Genomic DNA, 18,052 nt, shown 5'->3' on the forward strand with positions numbered 1-18,052 from the left:
GCTCACCTCGCGTGGCATCAGCGCAACCTGGGCGTCGCGCTGCTCACCCCGCCGGTCCATGCTCCGATCGAGCGTCTGCATCGCTCGTTTCCCGATGCCGGACTCTCGAGCCCGCAGGTATCGGCCATATCCACCCCACCGAAATAGTTGCGTCAGCGATAGCACACCTGTTCCAGCGTGCGTGGCGCTCATATGGATTCCGCGCCGGGTTCTTCCGCCTTGCGACGTCCCGCAAGACTGGGCGGTGCGGAATCCAGCGCTGTTTCGCCCATGTTCCAGTCAAACTAACGGATACCCCTTCCCGCAACCAGAAAGATGTCGCCCCTCACCCCCGCGGCGCGTCGCGCCGCGGCCAGTTCAGATCGAGCCGATCCGCCTCGCGCGGCGTCAGCTTCAGTGCCGCGACCTCACGCTCGCCGCGCGCGCCTTTCTGTGCCGCGATCTGAATGCCGAACCGCAGCCCGGCGGTGACTTGCCGGTCACACGCCTGTATCGTCAGAAGTTCCGTCGGCATCCACGAATCGACGCGCTTGAGCAGCGCATCACGCCGATCACGCAGCCTGTCGATTTCGTGTGCGCGCGCTTCGCTGCGACGACTTGCGCTCAATGACGCGATCCTGTCATCGAGCAGGTCGGCTTCGCTGGCCGCGTGTTCACGAAGGCGTCGCCTCAGGACGAAGCGCAAGTTCGGCACGCGGTTCTCCGCGATATGGGACAGGTACTTTTCTATTTTTTCACTCCCCGCTGCGAGCACCCGTTCGTAGTGCTCCGTCGCCGTGGGCATCGGCTCCCCGGGCGTCGCCCCGAAGGCCAGCATCCACGCGGGATCGCCGCGCAATGCCCGCTTGTATTGATCGAAGTTCGCGAATTCGATGTCGGCATTGGACGAACGAACCTGCAGTTTGCCGCGTTCGCGCACGAGCGTCGCTTTTGCCTGGTGGAACGAGTCGTGCACCGGTAACTGCAGCCCGATGATATTGGGGGTGAGCATCGACACGGTCGCCACGTCGGTCGGATCGGACGCGCCCTCCTGCAGGCTCTGCAGTTGATCGCCGACGCTGCTGCTCACGCCCACGTGAACGCCGATCCGATAACCGCTGCCGACCCGATGCCCTTCGATTCTGGTCTGGCCGCTTTCATCGACCGAATCCAGCTCCGCGCGGCGCACCCATCGATAGGTGCCCCCCACCACGCCGTTCGCCCGCGCCGAATACTGGCCGGCGCCGATCTTGACGCCGGCCCGAAGATCGACGTTGGCATCGACCTGCCGCAACGTACTGTGCTGGTCATTCCACGAAACCGTGAATGCGTCGTTGTCGAAAAAACGACTGCCGAGCTCGTTCCACAGCGTCCGCTCGCTTTTACCGCGACCGGCGTTGTCGAACAGATAGCGGTTGACCGCCTTGAGTTGCGTCCTGCCGGCACGGTCGTCGTACGCGTCGCCGTCGGCATTCAGGCGGCGGGCAATGCTCAGATCGACCGTGCGCTGGCGCGCATCGTCCCATTCGTGCCCGATGTCGACGTTGGCCGCCACGCGCGCGATCTCGACGTTGTGTCCCACCTGAAGGCCGCCGCCTGCCTCGTAATGGTTTCGGCGCTGCGTACCGAAGCTGATCTTGTACGCGGCCGTACTCCGGCTGATCTCGAGTACCGACTGACGACCGCGCGACGCCTTCAGGTTGAGCCGTGGCACCAGCCACGGGAACGACGCGGCGACCGCGCTGATGCCGCGCGTACTCGCACCCACTACGCCGCCGTCGGTGATGACCGCCTTGCCGCTGCCTTCGAGCGCGTCGATCATCCGGTCGCCCGCATCGCGAAAATCATCGGTCCTCGTGCCGCGCGGCGTGATCGCCTTCCCCAGCGCAATGCGGTCGATCGCGTCTACCTGGCGGCTCACGTCGGCGGGCACGTCATCGCCGATGCGCGTGCGCCAAAGCGCGATCTTTTCCGCGTCCAGCACGTCCGATTCGCCGATCAGGTATTTGCGCACGCGTTTGAGCATGCGGGCGCGGGCGCGTTGACTGCTGTCGGCCATCGCGATCTGATCGCGCAACGCAGTGAGCAGCCGGCGCACGCGCGCTTCACGAAGCGTTGGGCGGCCATCGTTCGACGCGTCGCGGTTACCGGCATTCCGCCCGCCAAGCCGGGCGAGACGATCGATCGTCGCATCGTCGAGTGTGTGCATGACACGCTCGGCGATGAGGCCGATCGTGTCGTCGTTGAACTTCATCCCGTACTCGACGGACTGGCGACCCTCTCCGGACGCGGCATCCCGGGGGCGAGAGAGTTCCGCAAGAACCGCGCGTTCAGCCGCGCCGACGATCAGGTGAATCGCGTGGCTGTCCTTCATCAGCTTTCTGCTACCCGATGCGCGGTCGTCGCGGGCCACGACGCGCTCGTTCATTGCAACGAAGACGTCGCGCAGCGCGTCGTTGAGCACCTTCTTGTCCTTTTCCCAGGTGCCGAGGCTTGCGCCCTGCACGCCGTCGCGCATCGCGGCGACAGCGCTTTTCCGATACCCGAACGGCCGGATCGCGGCGGCCAGCTTCGAGCGCCTCGACGCAACGGGTATCGCATCGCCGTGTTCATCGGGAACCGGATCGACGTGATCCGAGGTGGCGTACGGAATCGTATGATTCAGGAAACGTGCCATCCGGCTCTTCATCGCGGCGAAGGGCGTCCCGGGTCCATCCGTGAAGTAACCCTGGCGCCCGGCGAGCAATGCGCCTTTGTCCGCCGCACTCAGTCCGTCGGCGCTCCCGGTCCGCCACAGCTGCGACGCCGCGCGCACGATCCCTGCGGCATGAGCCTGGGGCGTAGCCGACGCATCGTCTGCCAATGACTGCGCCATGCGGTCGATCGCGGCCGGATCTGCCTCGCACCGCGTCGAGTCGACCAGATGACCGGCGGCTTGCAGCCACACCTGCGGCGCGTACCGCGCCGCGCTGTCCCCGGCCGGCCAGGTCCGGCCGGCCAATGCCCGCACGCACTCGTAACCATGCGTCGTCGAGGCGAGCTTCTGGGCCGTTCTCCATGCAAGCGCCGTGAGCCGATTGTCGATGAACCCCGACGCCCGCATCTGGTGCGGCTGAATCGACAAGCCCTGCCGCATGCGAAGCAACACACGCCTCGCCAGCCCCGGATGTGCGGACGTCGCCTCGGCAAGCGCAACGATCAGCAATTCGCTTTGCTGTGCCGATACGCCCGGTGCAGCGGCTTGCCTGACATCGGCGACAAGACGGTCGATTCCCGCGGCGTCGTTGCCCGCGAAGCATCGGTGCGCCGTCCCGGCAACTGTATCGAAATCGTCGGTACGGACCTCGGCTGGCGCCGCAGCGGCAGCGTTTGCCCGAAAACCGCCGAGCGCTTTCTGCATCGACCGCGCCGGTTTGCGCATTGCGCGCTCCGGAGATACATCGGCAAGCGACGCAGCATTCGTCGCCTCGGATAACGCCGGCGGCGGGACAGCGACCTTCCTGGACGGTGCTTTCGTATCGTGCGGGAGGACCGGCGGGCCTTTCGTGCCGACGGTGACCATCGACAGCGCGATAAGGTCCATCGGAAGGTTCACTCGCTTCGGACGAGCAAAAGCATCGGCGACCGATCGTGCGCGCGACGTCATGCCGGATCTCAGCGCGGCGAGAACACCGGTGTCCCGACCCGCGTCGGCGTTCTCTGCTGTCGACGGTGCAATGGCTGGCGTATCGGCCGTCTCTGCCGCCGAATACATTGGCGGCGGGGCGGATAATGCGTCGGGGGCACGAGTCGACATCGCTCTGGATCGATCAGATAGTGGAGTCCAGCCACTATCGCGGCTGGACATGAAACTTCCATGACCTTCACGATGACCGTTGGATAAATTGAAATGATACGGATTCCTGTTTTACTTTCGTGTCGGTTCGATATTGCAACGGCACGGCCATGTACGATCGCGAACGGCTACCTGGCGAACAACGATTCAAATGCCTCGCTGTGGTGACGACGCAAGCGGATAGAACCCGATCGGGTCGATCGCATGTGGTCCGATTCACCTGCGGGCACTGGATCGATGCGATCGATCATTCGGCTGATGCGAAGCCGTGTCCTGCAATCCGAACTCGCCAATATCCGCACCGCTGATTGTCGATGTGCGCATGCCATTCGTTCTTCTTCATCCGATGACAACGAGGGCATTCGCCCGAGTCATCCCTCGATCCGTTGCTTGCCGCACTTGATTCGCCGACGCAACCAGTTCTTCGCCTGTATCGGCCTTTGTCATCATCGCGGAGCAGAAAATCCTGACGAAATCTTGTCCGCTCCAACGGATCGACTCGGGCTGACGAACGCGAAGAGCGCGGTCCGATCGCCGGGGCTTCGTCCAACCGGATCCTGATACGCGCCACGAGATCGCTCGGCGGCATCGCATTGGCGCGTTGCATCCGGCAGCACCCGCGACGCTCGGCGCGATCGCGCAAGCATGTCGCTCACGTCGGCCCCTCCGGCGAGCTGTGGAAATTTCGGGACAGACGCCCGGGCAATACTCAATAAAATTCAGTCGTTCATTACATTCAGTAATGTTCAGGCGAAACCCTTGCGCCCCAAGGCCGGGACGGGTGTGAAGTCGATTTTTTGTGCTCAAATCGATCAAATGCCCAAATTTTGAGAAGCGACAGACCAAAGTAATTTTTCATAATTTCACTCAAATATCCCGAATTTTCCCGATCTCCGCAGTCAGAAATCCGTCCCGCCCAAACCTCGAAGAGACGCCCCGCCGCTTTTTAACAAATTGTTACGGACCTAGCGGACGCCTCCCCCTACCTTTCGTTGGCCGGGACTCGCGCCATCGCGACCTCCCGAGCGTCTCGGTTGAAGATAGCGCTGCCTTTGCGAGGTGCCCCTTGAAGCTGGCAATATTTACCCATGACTCAGCGTTGTTTCACATGATCCAAAGCTGTCTGGCGGACGATGGCGTCACCTGCGCGCGCTATAGCAAAGACGTCGATCTGGCGCGTGCGCTGCATCGCGAAGAGTTCAGCGCGATCGTGTTCGACGCGACGGCGGGAATGGATGCGTCCCATCCGGTCCTGGCCCGGCGTGCGTGTTTCGGAGACCGGCGCGCGCCGTTGATCGCAATCGGTGAATTCCTGGCGCAGGACCGGGCGATTGCAGCCCTGAGCGCAGGCGCCGACGACATCGTGCTGAAGCCGGTCGAGCCGCGTGAGTTACGCCTTCGGCTCCTGCTCGCGGTGCATCGCTTTGCGGGCCAGCCGTCGGTGAGCGACGCTTCGCAGCCGGCAGCCGACGAAATCGGAATGGGCATTTACCGTCTAAGCCGCCGGAATGGCTGCGTGGAAATAAACGGCAAGGTGATCCGGCTGACCACGCGCGAATTTGCGATCGCCTGGGTGCTGTTCTCGCAACAGGGGAACTATGTGACGCGACGCGCGATTGCCGCGACGGTCTGGGGCAGTTCCGAAGAGATTGTCGGGCGCACGCTCGAGCAGCACATCTACAAACTGCGTAAAAAGCTGCTGCTCGACGGCGCGTTCGGCATCGTATTGCGAACGATGTATGCGCACGGCTACCGGATCGAGCGGGCCGTCGAACGTGTGATGGAGCAGATCGTCGAGCCGGTCGAATCGCGCCTGCTTCGGACGAAGCGCCATACGAGCGACAACGGGGCGACCTGTACGAGCTAGCGCCGGCGGTGATTCGAGAATGAGATTGCGGCCGAGGCATTGCGATCGGGCGCCACGGTGGCCCGCTGCCAGAGGTGCCCGAGAAGCGGCGCCCACGGCACGTTGCACCGGCCGATTGCGCTTGCCGCCTCAGGCAGGTGGCGTGGAGTCACGACCCGCGCCACCTGCGACGCCGCTTCCGCCCGCACGCCCGGCATGACGAAACCCGGGGCACCGCTGCCGAAGCACTCAAGACGCTAGCTGACGTTCGTCAGGATCGTTTTACCCGTTTCCTCCGCCAGTTTGCTCAACACCTCCAGCTCCTCTGCACTGAATCCGTTGTCACGCAAGTCGATCGACTTCAGGTTCGTGTTCTCACGCAAGGCCGCAGCGAGCGGTTCGACGAGGTTTCGGTCGCGAGCCATCCCCAGACCGTTCCCTTTCAAGTCCACCGATTCCAGTGTCCGGTTGGTACGCAACATGTCGAATGTCGCGTTTGCAGTCAGCTCGCTCCTCCCCAGCTGGTTCTTCGCCAGTCCGGCCGATTCGAGGGTGGTGTTATCGCGGAGCGCATGCAATAGCGTCACCGCGTTCTGCGCGCGGCTAGAGCTGAAATTGTCACCGAGATCGATCGACTTCAATTTCAAGGAACCGTCTTTCCCCAACATCTTCGCCAACGCATCCGCCCCATCGGGATGCCACCCCAGCCAATTGCCTCTCAATTCCAGTGACGTGATATTTTTGTTTTCACGCAATGCATCCATCATCTTTGTGGAATTTTCGTGGTCGGGCTCCCCGAAATTATCATTGATGTTCATTGATTCGAGATTCTTTGCCTTCTTCACGAAATCAATCGCTGCAGCCGTCACGCGCGCATCCGATCCCAGGTTGTTTTCGGCCAGATTCGTCATTTTGAGCGCATCGACCGACGCGAGCGCATTCAATATCGGTATGGCTCTTTCAGGATTCTTGCCAAGAAAATTCTGATGGAGCTGCACCGATCTGAGGTCGCGCCTCTCGTGCAGCATAGCCACCAGATCCGCGGTCTCGGTCGGTGTCATTCTCGACGAATCTCGCACTTTGACGACGGCATCCCCATTTTTCATTCCCGGGTATGCACTGACGTCAAGGTCCCTCAAGGCCGGATAAATCTGCCCCAAATCCCGCAACCTACCTCGATCATGGACCCGGACAGCGGTCGTAAAACCAATCGTCCGCGTGCGAATCGTCTTGGAGACCTCCCGCAACGCTCGACGGTCCTTCAGCGGAGTCAGCCCGGCCACCAGGCCGAACAACTCGGGCGGCAACGATTCCAGCCTGCTCCGCGATGCCTCAGGCGGGCCCGAAGTCGGGCTCGTTGCCTCGATCTCTTCATGCCGGACGTGCTCGACGCTCCCGGCAGACGGCTCCTCTCTGGACGGCTTCAGCCCCATGACGACTCCCGTGTAAAAAAATATTCGTGCTCGAAGCCGAGCCGGTCGCGCCTCGCGCGCGCTCGAAGCGCACTCGCCTGAGTCAGAAATGCAGGATTCTCGGCGTCAGCAGAAACACGCGTTCCATGTGCTTGTGCGACCGGTTGGTATCGCGGAACAATGCGCCGACCAGCGGAATCTTCGACAGCCACGGTACGCGCGCGACGCCGTTCGAATCGTTGTCGGTGCTGTAGCCGGCGATCAGCAGGCTTTCCCCGTCACCGACGAACGCCTGCGTATTGATCTCGCTGCTCGTGATCACCGGCAGCGTATCGACCTTGTCGCCCGTGATCTGGCCATCCTCGATGTGCACGTCGAGCTTGATTCGCGTCACGCCGTCATCCTGAACGACCATCGGCAACACCCGTAACGACACGCCGGTCGACACCGCGTACAGGTCACCCGCCGTATAACCCTGGACACGCACGAAGAAGCGGGTCTTGTTGTCCATCACCGCCTCGACGTTGTCGAGCGTGGCGACCTTCGGGCTCGCGTCGATGCGCGCTTCCGACGTCGATTCCAGCGCGGTGATCCGCGCGAGCAGATAACGTCCCGCATTGCCGAGCACCGCCGTGATCGCGCCGCCTACCGGTGTGGTGGCAACGGCAGTGGTGCCGTCAGACAGCGTCGTGACGCCGAAATTCGGGTTGATGTTGCCGTTGTAGCCGTTCTGCTGCAGCGTCCCGCTACCCGTCTGAATGTCGACATGACTGTTGTGCGCCCGCCAGTCGACGCCGATCTGTCTCAACAGGTCATCGTTGATTTCGATGATGTGCGCTTCGATTTCGATCAGGTTCGGCCGTGCATCGAGTTTCTCGATCAGCGGCGCATACAGCCCGATCCGCTGCGGCGTGTCACGGATCAGCACCGAGTTGGTCGTCGGATCGGCTTCCACTACCGGCAAGCTCTCGTCGCCCCGCCCGGTATCCATCGTTGTACTGCCTGAACGACCGGATTGAGCATCGATTAACGCGCCGTTTTTCCCGCTGCTGGGCGCAGGCCCGCTGCCGAGTAACCCGCCCACCAGGCTGCGTGAAGCATCGCTGCGTTCCATGCCCGGCGGCAGCGGCGGTCGCAGCGGCGATCCGCCATCGGTGTCGCCGTTCACATCGGACACCCCCGACAATCGTTGCACACCGCCGATCGCTGCTTTCGAACCGGTGCCAGCCGTACCGGATTGCTTCGGATGATAAAGATTCGACACGACCGTCGCCACGCCAGGCACGACGATGGGTTTGCCGTCGATCTGAACCTTGTGGTCCGCGGCCCACGCGCTGCGCAGCTTGAATGCGCGCACGACCGTTCCGTTCGCACGCTGCAGGGTCTCGTCGAGATGCTTCGCCACGGCGCTCACCATCTGCACATACTGCGGCGGCCCGCTGACGATCAACGTGCGCGCCCCGTTGTCGTAGGTGATTGGAAATCGCTTGTCGTCGAGACCCATGCTTCGCAAGGTCGAGTTGAGATCGCCGATCGACGCGTTGTCGAGGCGGACGATCTGCCGCGTCACGTCGTTCGCGTTGCTGATCGACATCACGCTGCCGTCGTAGAACCACACGAATCCAAACGTCGCGGCGAGCGCGTCCAGGATGCGTTGCGGCGGCATGTCGAAGCGCCCGGTGACCGTTCCCTGCACGTTGTCGGCAATCGACGCCGTCACGCCCTGGCTGGCAAGCAGGTCGCGCAGCACGTCCTTCAGGTCCTTGCCTTCCGCCGTCACGTGCGCGACGCCGTTGCGCCAGCGCACCGCATCCGCATGCGCGACGCCCGAGGCCGTCAGCCCGATCACCCCCGCGGCCCATGCCGCGCAAAACATCATCGTTGGTCTCATCGCAATCACACACTCGTCACGAAAGTAAGAATCGGTTTGTTATCGCCCGAGCGTGTGAGACGGTGCTTCGTCAAACTGCTTTCGATAACCGTTAATCAGCGTCGAACGGCTCTGCACACCCCAGCGCGTCGCCGTGGCGAGCACCCCGCCGTCGGATGCCACGCCGTCCACGAGTTCGGAACGGATGCGCTCCATGCGCTGGCGGCGGATCAGCTCGCTCGGCGACATGTTCAGGAACTTCCTGAACGCGCTCTGCAACGCGCGCTCCGTCACGCCAACCGCCACCGCAATGTCACGCACGGATAGATCGGCATGTTCGAGATTGTCGAGCAGGAAGCTGTATGCGCGACGGTACCGCGCAGGCAGCCGCGCGCCGATGTCGTCGAGCTGCGACGTTTCGCGGATCTTGCGTTCGAGGAACGGAACCCGCACCGACAACGCTTCGCGCAAGCACTCCATCGATGTCAAGGCATAACGGCTGTAGAGTTGCTGCGCGTCCTGCATGCGGCCTTGCGCCTGGCGGGTCTTCGCTGCGCAATACAGGTACTCGATCTGCCGATGCCCGGCGAGGCCCGCCTGGCCGGTGCCGTACAGTGGCTCGAGGATCAGGTCTGCCGCTTGCGTCGCATTGCACGCGAGCATCGCGAGCGCGATCTCGAGCCGCAGCGTCCTCTGGTAGTCGTGGAGGTTCTGATCACGCGCCCAGTTCACGTGTTTCAGCAACTGCTCGCCCGCATTGCGTTCCGATCCGGTCGCTTCGCGAAGTTGACCGAGATAGTCGATACGGGCTCGCAACACGGGCATCTGCACACACGCAATATCCGCCGCGCTCTCTTCGGATTGAAGATAATCGTGCAGCGACATGCGCGCCAGGCGGCCATGTTTCGAGCCGGACTGCCAGTAGACGTGATCCTGCAACGCGGCGGACGAGCGCAGCGCACACTGCATCGCGATATCGAGCTTCAGCGCCACGATGAGCTCCCGCCAGTACGGCATGGTCGGCTCCTGCGTGTGTTCGACGAGCGCGCGCAATTCGTCCAGCTCGGTCAGCGCCTCGGTTACGCGGCCCAGTTCGTAGAGCACGCAGACGATGCCGACGCGAACTTCGACGAGGCGGTTCGTCGTGATGCTGTCCTCGTCCGCGGCACGGCCAAAGCATGCGAGCGCAGTACTGAACCGATAATGGATGAACGCCTGCCATGCGGTGTTGCGGCACGATTCCGCCCGCATCGCCTGACGCGGCGCGCTGCTCATGCGCTGGGCCGTTCGATAGACCTCCTCGGCCTCCACGTCGCCGCCGGTCAGCAATTGCATGTCGGCATGCAGTTGAAGGCCGCTGGATCCGGCAGCCGGCGCGTCGACGTCATCCGCCCATCGACTCGCGAGTTGCCGCGCAACGCCGATATCGCCGGTGAAAATCAGGGTTCCGAAGCGCTCGCGATCCGAACTGAAACCGGGTGTTCCAAGATACGCGGCAAGCGGAAAATAAAGTGTCGAGAACATGTCTGATCCCCAGTGCACGCAGGCCTTTCAGCGCTGCAATGGAGATCAGCGTAACTCAATGAAATATTAAGAAACTCAACTAATCTTATTTCCCAATATTTATTGAGAAATGTTGAGCGTGCCATTCCCGTCGAACGAACGACGCGATCATTTCGCGTGATTCTGGAAGACATGACGCCACTGCGCTTCGAGCGAACGCAGCGCCAGTTGGCCCTGCACCTGATCGACGAACAGCCCGATGAACATCGCGAGCATGGCAATCGCAACGGCGGCCTTCACCGGCTGGCTCAACGTCGAGATATCGAGCTTCGACGCGGATTTCGATATGAAGCCGAACGCGATGTCGATCAGCACGAGGATGAACAACAACGGCGCGGCGAGCTTGGCGATCGACTGCATCAACGTATCGGTCTGCCGGAGGACGAACGACTCCACGACGTCGCCGAAGATCGGCATACTCTCCGATACCGGCCACCAGTTGTACGATTCGTAGAGCGTCCCGAGCAGGAACGTCATCCCGCCGAGCGCCCAGAAAGCCATGATCGCAACCTGTTGCAACAGCGTGCCGACCGGCGTGCTTTGCACCTGGCTCACCGGATTGGTGATCTGGATGTTGTTGTGTCCGGTCAGATCGTCGATATACACACCGACGCTTTCGGCCACCCAGAACACCGTCGACGCCGCGTAACCCAGCACGAGGCCGATCGCAGCCTCGCGCAACATCACTTCGATCAGGAACACGCCATGCAATGATTCGCTGAACGCGATCGGCTGGCCCACCGCGACATAGGCGCTGAACACGATCGCCAGCGCATTGCGCACCAGCCCCTGGATCACGCCGTCGGCGGTTGGCGGGAACACGAACATCAACACGTACAGCCTGAGCGCGCAGACCCCCGTGACGGTCAGATAGCCGATGAAGAGGCTATGCAGGGCAACCAGCGGTTCGAGCGTCTGGATCATCGGGGGTCATCCTTGCAACGCGCGACGCCGGATGAACCGGGCGGTCGCCATTTCTTCGTTCTCTTCGTCCTGCGCATCCTCGCGCGCAAGATCCAGCGCCCGGCGGATCGCCGCGATCCGCTCATCGCATTGCTCGATCTTCTGCGTGGCGGTCGCGATCTGCCGCTGCAGCGTCGAGATCGCACTTTCAGCACGTTCGAGTTCGCCGTCGAGTTTTTCCAGTTCCGCCACCATCCCGCGTTTGCGGTCGCTCACCACGCCGATATATCGCACGCACTGCGTGAACGACTCGATCGAGAACCCGTCACCGTCGCTCGTCATGCGATCGATACGCGCTTGCTGGCCGGCGATGGTCCGCTCTTCGCCCTCGATCTGTTCGCGCTTCATCGCACGGCGCTCCAGCAGCGTGCTTCTTTCGCCGAACCGCGTGGCGAGCTCGCCGCGCCATCCGTCGATCTCACGGGTACGACGGGCATTCGCATGCGTGAGCGCGGCGATCCGGCGTTGGCTGACCGCCGTCATCAGGTGCCGATCAACGCATAAAGCTGCGCTTCCGTATCGGACGGCTCGACGATTTCGTCGGTATGCTGCGACAGGAATGCCTTGATCGCGTCGTGCCGCTCGATCGCCTCGTCAGCCAGTTGGTTCGCACCCGGTTTGTATTCGCCCATCTGCACCAGCATTTCGATTTCACGGTACTTCGCCATCAGGGTGCGCACCCGCGCGGCTGCATCGACATACGATGCGGGCATCACCTGCGACATCACGCGCGACAGGCTGCCGAGCACGTCGACGGCCGGATACTGGTTGCGGGCCGCGATCTCGCGCGAAAGGATCATGTGCCCGTCGAGAATCCCGCGCACTTCTTCCGCGATCGGATCGTTGCCGCTCTCGTCCTCGGCGAGTACCGTGTAGAGCGCCGTGATCGAACCGGTCGCCCCCATGCCGGCGCGCTCCAGCAGGCGCGGCAGCTCGGCGAAGATCGAGGGCGGGAAGCCGCGCCGCGCAGGCGGTTCGCCCGCGGCCAGGCCGATCTCGCGCCCGGCCCGCGCGAAACGCGTCAGCGAATCCATCATCAGCAGCACGCGCAGGCCGCGGTCGCGAAAATACTCGGCGATCGCGGTTGCCACGTAGGCGGCCTTCGCGCGTTCCATCGACGAGCGATCGGATGTCGCGCACACGACCACCGAGCGCGCCATGCCGGCGGGCCCGAGTATCAGTTCGACGAACTCCCGCACTTCCCGGCCACGCTCGCCGATCAGCGCGATCACGTTGACATCGCAATCGGCGCCCCGCGCGAACATGCCGAGCAGCGTGCTTTTACCGACGCCCGCCGGCGCGAAGATACCCATCCGCTGCCCTTCCGCGAGCGTCATCATCGCGTCCACCACACGCACCCCGGTGGCGACGGGCGTATCGATCAGCCGCCGGCTCATCGGCTCCGGCGGGGAGGCGAACACCGGCTGCCACTCGTCGGATTCGATCGGCGGGCCGCCATCGACGGGATCGCCGAGGCTGTCGATGACGCGGCCGAGCAGCATGTCGCCGACCTTGACCGAGAGCGAGCGCCCGAGCCCGATCACCTGGGTCGAGCGCGAAATGTCCGTCAATCTCGAGAATGGCGACACCAGCGCGAAATCGCGCGTGAACCCGATCACCTCCGCCTGCTGCAGCAGGACGCCGCCCGGCGTGCGCAGCTCGCACAGCTCGCCGAGCGATACGTCGAGGCCGCCGACCTTGACGAGCGTGCCGATCACTTCGATCACCTTGCCGGTGCGCGACACGCCCGGCTGCAACAGGATTTCGCGCTCGATCTCGTCCGTCAGCCGCTCGAACCTCAGCGTCTGGTCAAACCATTCTCTCTTCATCGTGATACCTCGGCGGGCTGCACGCCATCGGGCTCGACGTCATCCGCGCCCGTCCACGCGCGTGCGTCGCCTGCATCGATTTGATCCTGATAGATCGAACGCTTCAACGCGCGGGAAACCGCCCGGCGCATCGCCTGCAATTGCGTTTTCAGGCTCGCGTCGACCGAACCGAAATCGGTTTCGCAAATGCACGCGCCCGGCGCAAGCTGCTTGTCGGCGACGATCGACACGGGAATCGGCCGGCCGAGATCGCGCCATTTCGCCGCCAGCTGATCGAATGCGGCACGCGCCGATTCGTAATCCTGCGGATTGACCGACACGCGAAGATACGTGGAGTTCTCGATGATCCGGTCGACGGTCGACAACGCGCGCGAGAACAGCGCCTCGCGATCCACGCTCTGGACGATGCTTTCGACCGCCGACGCGATGATGTCCGCCAGTCGCTCGCGCATGCGAACCTGCAGGCGATTCTGCGCATCGGTTGCATCGGCGAGACGCTCCACCCACTCCGCCAGCGCGCGGTTCGAGCCTTCGCGATAACCGCGCTTCGTGGCCGTCTCGTAGGTGTCGTGGGCCGTTTCCAGCAACGCCCCGGCCTGTGCCTCGGCCGCCGCGACGATCTCCGCGGCCTCGGCCCGCGCCTGCGCGAGCACGCGTGCCCGATCGTCGTCGAGTTGCCCGTAGGCCTCGGCGATCGACAAAAGATGCCCGAACGTCTCGCGCCGGACCACGTCCCCGTGCAAGCCCAGCTGCACGTCCTCGCCAGCTGCGAGCCGGCTGTTGTTCAGCCAAATAACCATGCCCACTCCTGGAGCAAATCCGGCAGGCGGCGAAACATGCCGGCCGTGCCCGCCTCATCGTGTTGCGTCGGCAATGCAGTGAGCCACGCCGGAAGCGCCAGATGCCGGGGCAGCGCCAGTCGGGCCAATGGAAACGGCGACGCGCCCGTCACTTTCAGGTCGCGAAGTATCAGCGACATGCCCTCGACCGCCAGCTTGTCCGCGTCGACAGCGGCCAGCGGCGGCATCGACGCCGCCGCGAGCCGCGCGATATCGTTCGCGCTGTCCGGATTCGCGCCGCTCATCAGCCTGTCCAGATCGAGTCCGGTCCACTCGGCGAGCCGCCGCTGCGCGCGCCGGTCGATCAACCGCCTGACCTCGCCGCGGCGCAGCAGCAACGCGCGCATTCGGCAGATCTGCATCGCCAGCCGCGCCGGCACGACGTCCAGCAGCGACGCATTCGGTTGCGCCGCGGAGACCGGCCCGGCACGCATGAATCCCCCTTGCGACAACGCGGCGATCGCGGGCGGCGTCACGCCCAGCGCGCGGATCAGTGCCCGGGAACAGCGGACGGCAATGTCCGGCGACGCGCATGCCAGCCTGTCGCGCCAGTTCGGCAACGATTGCTCCGGCACGTCGAGCGACGCCGCCACCCACGACGGGTGCGCCCAGTCCGCTGCCTGATCCACGTTGCGCCGATAATGATCGAGCGCAGCCGCGACGCGCACGGCCGGCGCGCCCGAGTCGAACGTCGCCGGGGTCGCGAGTCCGGCCACCGCCTACGATTCCTTGCGGGCCGGCCGCAGGCGTGCGGCGAACGTATCGAGCCAGCCCGGCAGCGGCGGCACGCGGCGTTTCAGGCCAAACCGATAAACCGCGAATCCGGCGCCCGCGAGCAGCGCGACCAGACCGCCGAAGAGCATCACCATCGACCACGGGCTCGACGCGGGTGCGGGGAGCCTCGACAGCTCGAGCGGGTCGGCCGCGACGGTCGTGACGCTCACATGGTCGTAGGTCAGCCCTTCGACGCTATGCATGACGAGCGTCTTGATCTGCGGGATCAACGTGTTGATGTCCGTGTCCGGACGATACTTGATGAACACGGCGGCCGACGACGGCTTGATGTCCTGCGCGAGCGGATCGTTGTTCGGCAGCACGATCTGGACGCGCGCGACCATCACGCCGTCGATCTTCGACAAGGTCGAGGACAACTCCTGCGATACGCCATAAACGAATCTGACCCGCTCTTCCGTCGGTGTCGATACGAGACCGTCCTTCTTGAACAGATTCCCCAGATCGTCGAACTTGCTGCGCGGCAATCCATGCGCACGCAGCACCTGCATCGCGCGCACCAGCTGGCGGTCCTCGACGTCGAGCGTCCAGCTCTTGCCGCCATCCGAACTGTCCTTGCTCGCGTCGACACCCTGCTCGAGCAGCGCAACCAGCATTTCGTTGGCGTCCGGCTCGGTGAGATTGCCGTAGACCTCTTTCTTGCATCCGGCAAGGATGACTGCGCAAAGCATCACGATCATCAAACGTGAAACCGGCCGGCCCGGCCTCGCGGTACGGTGCGCCGATCCGCATGCGCAGCCGGTCGCGATGTTTCGCTTCGCTGGGAATGTCATTGGTTCTTCATCAGGGTCTCGACCGACGATTTCGACGATTCCACCAGGCTCATCTTGACCTGCATGTTCATCTGCGTGCTCGTCAGTTCGAACATCATCTGCACCGAACGATCCGTCATCTCCGTGAGCGACATCCCCGGCATTTCCGCCGGCAACCGCTGTACATCATCAATGACCTTCATGAACTGCGCATCCTCCGCCGCGAGGGCCTTCGCTACCGGTGAGGAGGCTCCGGTATGGTCATGCTCGGGCGGCGCCATCGAGGCTCGCTCCATCAACATCCGGAATTTGTCACCCAGCTCGGACGTTCCGGCGGCCGGGGTCGACGCAGGCGCCATCGTCTCGGTGGCGGCACTCAGCACCGCTTCGGGCACGGTCTGGACGGACATGTCGGATCCTCCTGGATTCAGGCGCGCAGAAAGGTACTGCCGCCCTGAAACACTTCGGCTGCGCTCGCGTGATCGCGCCGCGCGTCGCTTTCCGGCTCGCCGGCATCGGCTGCCGCGCCGGATTCCTGCAGCGATGCGGGAACGACGAACGGCTGGCCCGGACGATGGTCGCGCACCGCGCGATTCACCTCGTCCTTCACTTCCAGCGCCCGCACCAGCGCACGCGTTTCCTTGTTGTCGGGATCATCCGCGAGCGCTTCGCTGGCAACCTGCCGCCACGCCGGATCGTCCATGGACGACAGCGTGAACGCAAGCAACGCCTTGGCATAGCCGAATTTCGGCCGCAACTCGATCACGCGCAGCAGAATCTGGCTCGCCTCGTGCCACTGCCCTTTCACCATGCGCAGAATGCCGTCGAGCGTATCGATCTCGACCACCCGCGGGCGCAGGACCCGCAACGCATCGATCACCTGCTCGATGTCGAACAGGTCGACGTGCGTGTTCGGGAAGTTGTCCAGCAGCGCAACGGAAGCCGTCTCGATCAACCCGCCGATGATGTCCGGGCTGCAGTTCAGATACTCGGGCGTGTCTGCGGTCATGGCTTGTGCTCCTGCGATGGAATTGAGACCGACGCGGCAGCGTCGTCGGGCCGATATCGGCAGCTCCGACCATAACAATTCCCTCTCGCCGGCCCGATATGAGCGCGAAGCAAGTACGCGCGATGCGAAGCGAGCCGCTGTTGCGGCAGTCTTGCCCGCCGAGCTTCGGCTCACGCCCCGCCGCTTCGCATCACGCGGCCGTGTCATCCCGGGCAAACGTTAGTGTCGGGCCGGAAGCATCACGGCGCGCGTCCCGTTTCGCCGGAACCCGTAACCGCAGGCCGCCATGAGCGACGAAAAGACCGAGCAACCCACCGACAAGAAACTCGAGGATGCGCGCGACGACGGCGAGGTATCGCGCAGCACCGATTTCTCCGGTGCGCTGTCGATGGCGGGCGCGCTCGTCGCGCTGATCGCGTCGGTGCCGCTCATGCGTGACGGGCTGCACGAGATCGTGACGATCCCGCTGTCGTTCGTCGCGCAGGAACATACGCTGCAGACCGTCGACGACAACCTGCTCCGGATCGGCGCCGCGGCCCTGAAGATGATCCTGCCGTGCGTGCTCGCCGCCGCGCTCGCGTCGATAGCGGGCAGCATCGCGCAGGTCGGCTTTCGCATCGCCACCAAGCCGGTCACGCCGAACATGGAGTCCGTCAGCCCGGCAAGCGGCCTGAAACGGATCTTCTCGGCGAAAAGCCTGATCGATTGCGTGAAGATGATCGTCAACGCGATCCTCATCGGCTGGGTGATGTGGCAATCGATCAAGTGGCTGTTCCCGCTCGTCGTGGGGTCCATCTACCAGCCGCTCGCCGGCCTGTCGCTGATGTTCTGGGACATGCTCGCGAAGCTCGCCGCGATCTCGATCGGCATCTTCCTGCTGGTCGGCGCGATCGACGTCAAGCTGCAGCGCTTCCTGTTCATCAAGAAAATGAAGATGAGCAAGGACGAGGTCAAGCGCGAACACAAGGAGCAGGACGGCAGCCCGGAAATCAAGCGGGAACGCCGCCGCATCGCGCGCGAGCAGGCCACGGCGCCCCCGCAGCCGAGGATCGGCCTGGCGAACGTACTCGTGGTCAATCCCACCCACTTCGCGGTTGCGGTGCGTTATGCGCCCGACGAGCATCCGCTGCCTTTGGTGATCGCGAAGGGCATGGACGAGAATGCCGCGGCGTTGCGGCGCGCCGCCCGCGACGCCGGCGTGCCGATCATCGGCAACCCGCCCGTCGCGCGGGCGCTCTACAAGGTCACGCTGAACCATCCGGTGCCGGAAGAGCTGTTCGAGGCGGTCGCCGCGATCCTGCGCTGGGTCGACGCGATCGGCGCGAGCCGCGAGCCCGATTCGTACGCCCCCTGACTTCTTCGC

At 63.7% G+C, this 18,052-nt stretch carries 15 protein-coding genes; 3 read left to right on the top strand and 12 right to left on the bottom strand.

Annotation, left to right across the window (positions count from 1 at the left end; translation table 11 throughout):
* Positions 1-325 precede the first annotated feature (325 nt).
* A complete protein-coding gene (locus BBJ41_RS32735; protein WP_167362240.1) occupies positions 326-3,775 on the bottom strand; it encodes a hypothetical protein in 3,450 nt (1,149 codons plus the stop codon).
* A gap of 1,105 nt (positions 3,776-4,880) precedes the next feature.
* On the opposite strand from BBJ41_RS32735, the gene BBJ41_RS32740 reads away from it, so the two are divergent.
* Complete coding sequence (locus BBJ41_RS32740) at positions 4,881-5,681, top strand: response regulator transcription factor (RefSeq protein WP_236872188.1); 801 nt, start codon at positions 4,881-4,883, stop codon at positions 5,679-5,681.
* A gap of 236 nt (positions 5,682-5,917) precedes the next feature.
* On the opposite strand, the gene BBJ41_RS32745 is transcribed toward BBJ41_RS32740, so the two are convergent.
* The 3 genes from BBJ41_RS32745 to BBJ41_RS32755 form a co-directional block, all read right to left on the bottom strand.
* Positions 5,918-7,093, bottom strand: coding sequence for a leucine-rich repeat domain-containing protein (locus BBJ41_RS32745; RefSeq protein WP_069750501.1), 1,176 nt, complete (start codon positions 7,091-7,093; stop codon positions 5,918-5,920).
* A gap of 82 nt (positions 7,094-7,175) precedes the next feature.
* A complete protein-coding gene (gene sctC, locus BBJ41_RS32750; RefSeq protein WP_069750502.1) occupies positions 7,176-8,963 on the bottom strand; it encodes a type III secretion system outer membrane ring subunit SctC in 1,788 nt (595 codons plus the stop codon).
* A gap of 39 nt (positions 8,964-9,002) precedes the next feature.
* Complete coding sequence (locus BBJ41_RS32755) at positions 9,003-10,277, bottom strand: helix-turn-helix transcriptional regulator (protein WP_236872189.1); 1,275 nt, start codon at positions 10,275-10,277, stop codon at positions 9,003-9,005.
* 6 nt (positions 10,278-10,283) lie between these two features.
* On the opposite strand from BBJ41_RS32755, the gene BBJ41_RS41735 reads away from it, so the two are divergent.
* The gene (locus BBJ41_RS41735) at positions 10,284-10,472 is read left to right on the top strand and encodes a hypothetical protein (protein ID WP_232036334.1); all 189 of its coding nucleotides are present in this window, start codon (positions 10,284-10,286) and stop codon (positions 10,470-10,472) included.
* A gap of 141 nt (positions 10,473-10,613) precedes the next feature.
* Here the strand turns inward: BBJ41_RS41735 and sctT are convergent, their stop codons facing one another.
* The 8 genes from sctT to BBJ41_RS32795 form a co-directional block, all read right to left on the bottom strand.
* A complete protein-coding gene (sctT, locus tag BBJ41_RS32760; RefSeq protein WP_069750504.1) occupies positions 10,614-11,429 on the bottom strand; it encodes a type III secretion system export apparatus subunit SctT in 816 nt (271 codons plus the stop codon).
* Between the two features lie 6 nt (positions 11,430-11,435).
* Positions 11,436-11,951, bottom strand: a complete 516-nt coding sequence (locus BBJ41_RS42150) for a hypothetical protein (protein ID WP_069750505.1) — start codon at positions 11,949-11,951, stop codon at positions 11,436-11,438.
* A complete protein-coding gene (gene sctN, locus BBJ41_RS32770; RefSeq protein ID WP_069750506.1) occupies positions 11,951-13,297 on the bottom strand; it encodes a type III secretion system ATPase SctN in 1,347 nt (448 codons plus the stop codon). The genes BBJ41_RS42150 and sctN overlap by 1 nt, the downstream gene beginning before the upstream one ends.
* Positions 13,294-14,097: a type III secretion system stator protein SctL gene (sctL, locus tag BBJ41_RS32775; RefSeq protein WP_069750507.1), complete on the bottom strand. Its 804-nt coding sequence runs from the start codon at positions 14,095-14,097 to the stop codon at positions 13,294-13,296. The genes sctN and sctL overlap by 4 nt, the downstream gene beginning before the upstream one ends.
* Positions 14,082-14,852: a type III secretion protein HrpB4 gene (locus BBJ41_RS32780; protein ID WP_069750508.1), complete on the bottom strand. Its 771-nt coding sequence runs from the start codon at positions 14,850-14,852 to the stop codon at positions 14,082-14,084. The genes sctL and BBJ41_RS32780 overlap by 16 nt, the downstream gene beginning before the upstream one ends.
* 3 nt (positions 14,853-14,855) lie before the next feature.
* Positions 14,856-15,608: a type III secretion system inner membrane ring lipoprotein SctJ gene (gene sctJ, locus BBJ41_RS32785; protein WP_083282080.1), complete on the bottom strand. Its 753-nt coding sequence runs from the start codon at positions 15,606-15,608 to the stop codon at positions 14,856-14,858.
* Between the two features lie 89 nt (positions 15,609-15,697).
* Positions 15,698-16,090 (bottom strand): type III secretion protein HrpB2, encoded by a 393-nt coding sequence (locus tag BBJ41_RS32790; RefSeq protein WP_069750509.1) that lies wholly within the window; start codon positions 16,088-16,090, stop codon positions 15,698-15,700.
* A gap of 17 nt (positions 16,091-16,107) precedes the next feature.
* Entirely contained in the window at positions 16,108-16,896 is a 789-nt protein-coding gene (locus tag BBJ41_RS32795) for an HrpB1 family type III secretion system apparatus protein (protein ID WP_236872191.1), read from the bottom strand.
* Between the two features lie 79 nt (positions 16,897-16,975).
* Between BBJ41_RS32795 and sctU the strand changes: the two genes are divergently transcribed.
* A complete protein-coding gene (gene sctU / locus BBJ41_RS32800) occupies positions 16,976-18,043 on the top strand; it encodes a type III secretion system export apparatus subunit SctU (protein ID WP_069750511.1) in 1,068 nt (355 codons plus the stop codon).
* The last annotated feature ends 9 nt before the right edge of the window (positions 18,044-18,052 follow it).

It is taken from the genome of Burkholderia stabilis, from assembly GCF_001742165.1.
GTDB classification, from domain to species: domain Bacteria; phylum Pseudomonadota; class Gammaproteobacteria; order Burkholderiales; family Burkholderiaceae; genus Burkholderia; species Burkholderia stabilis.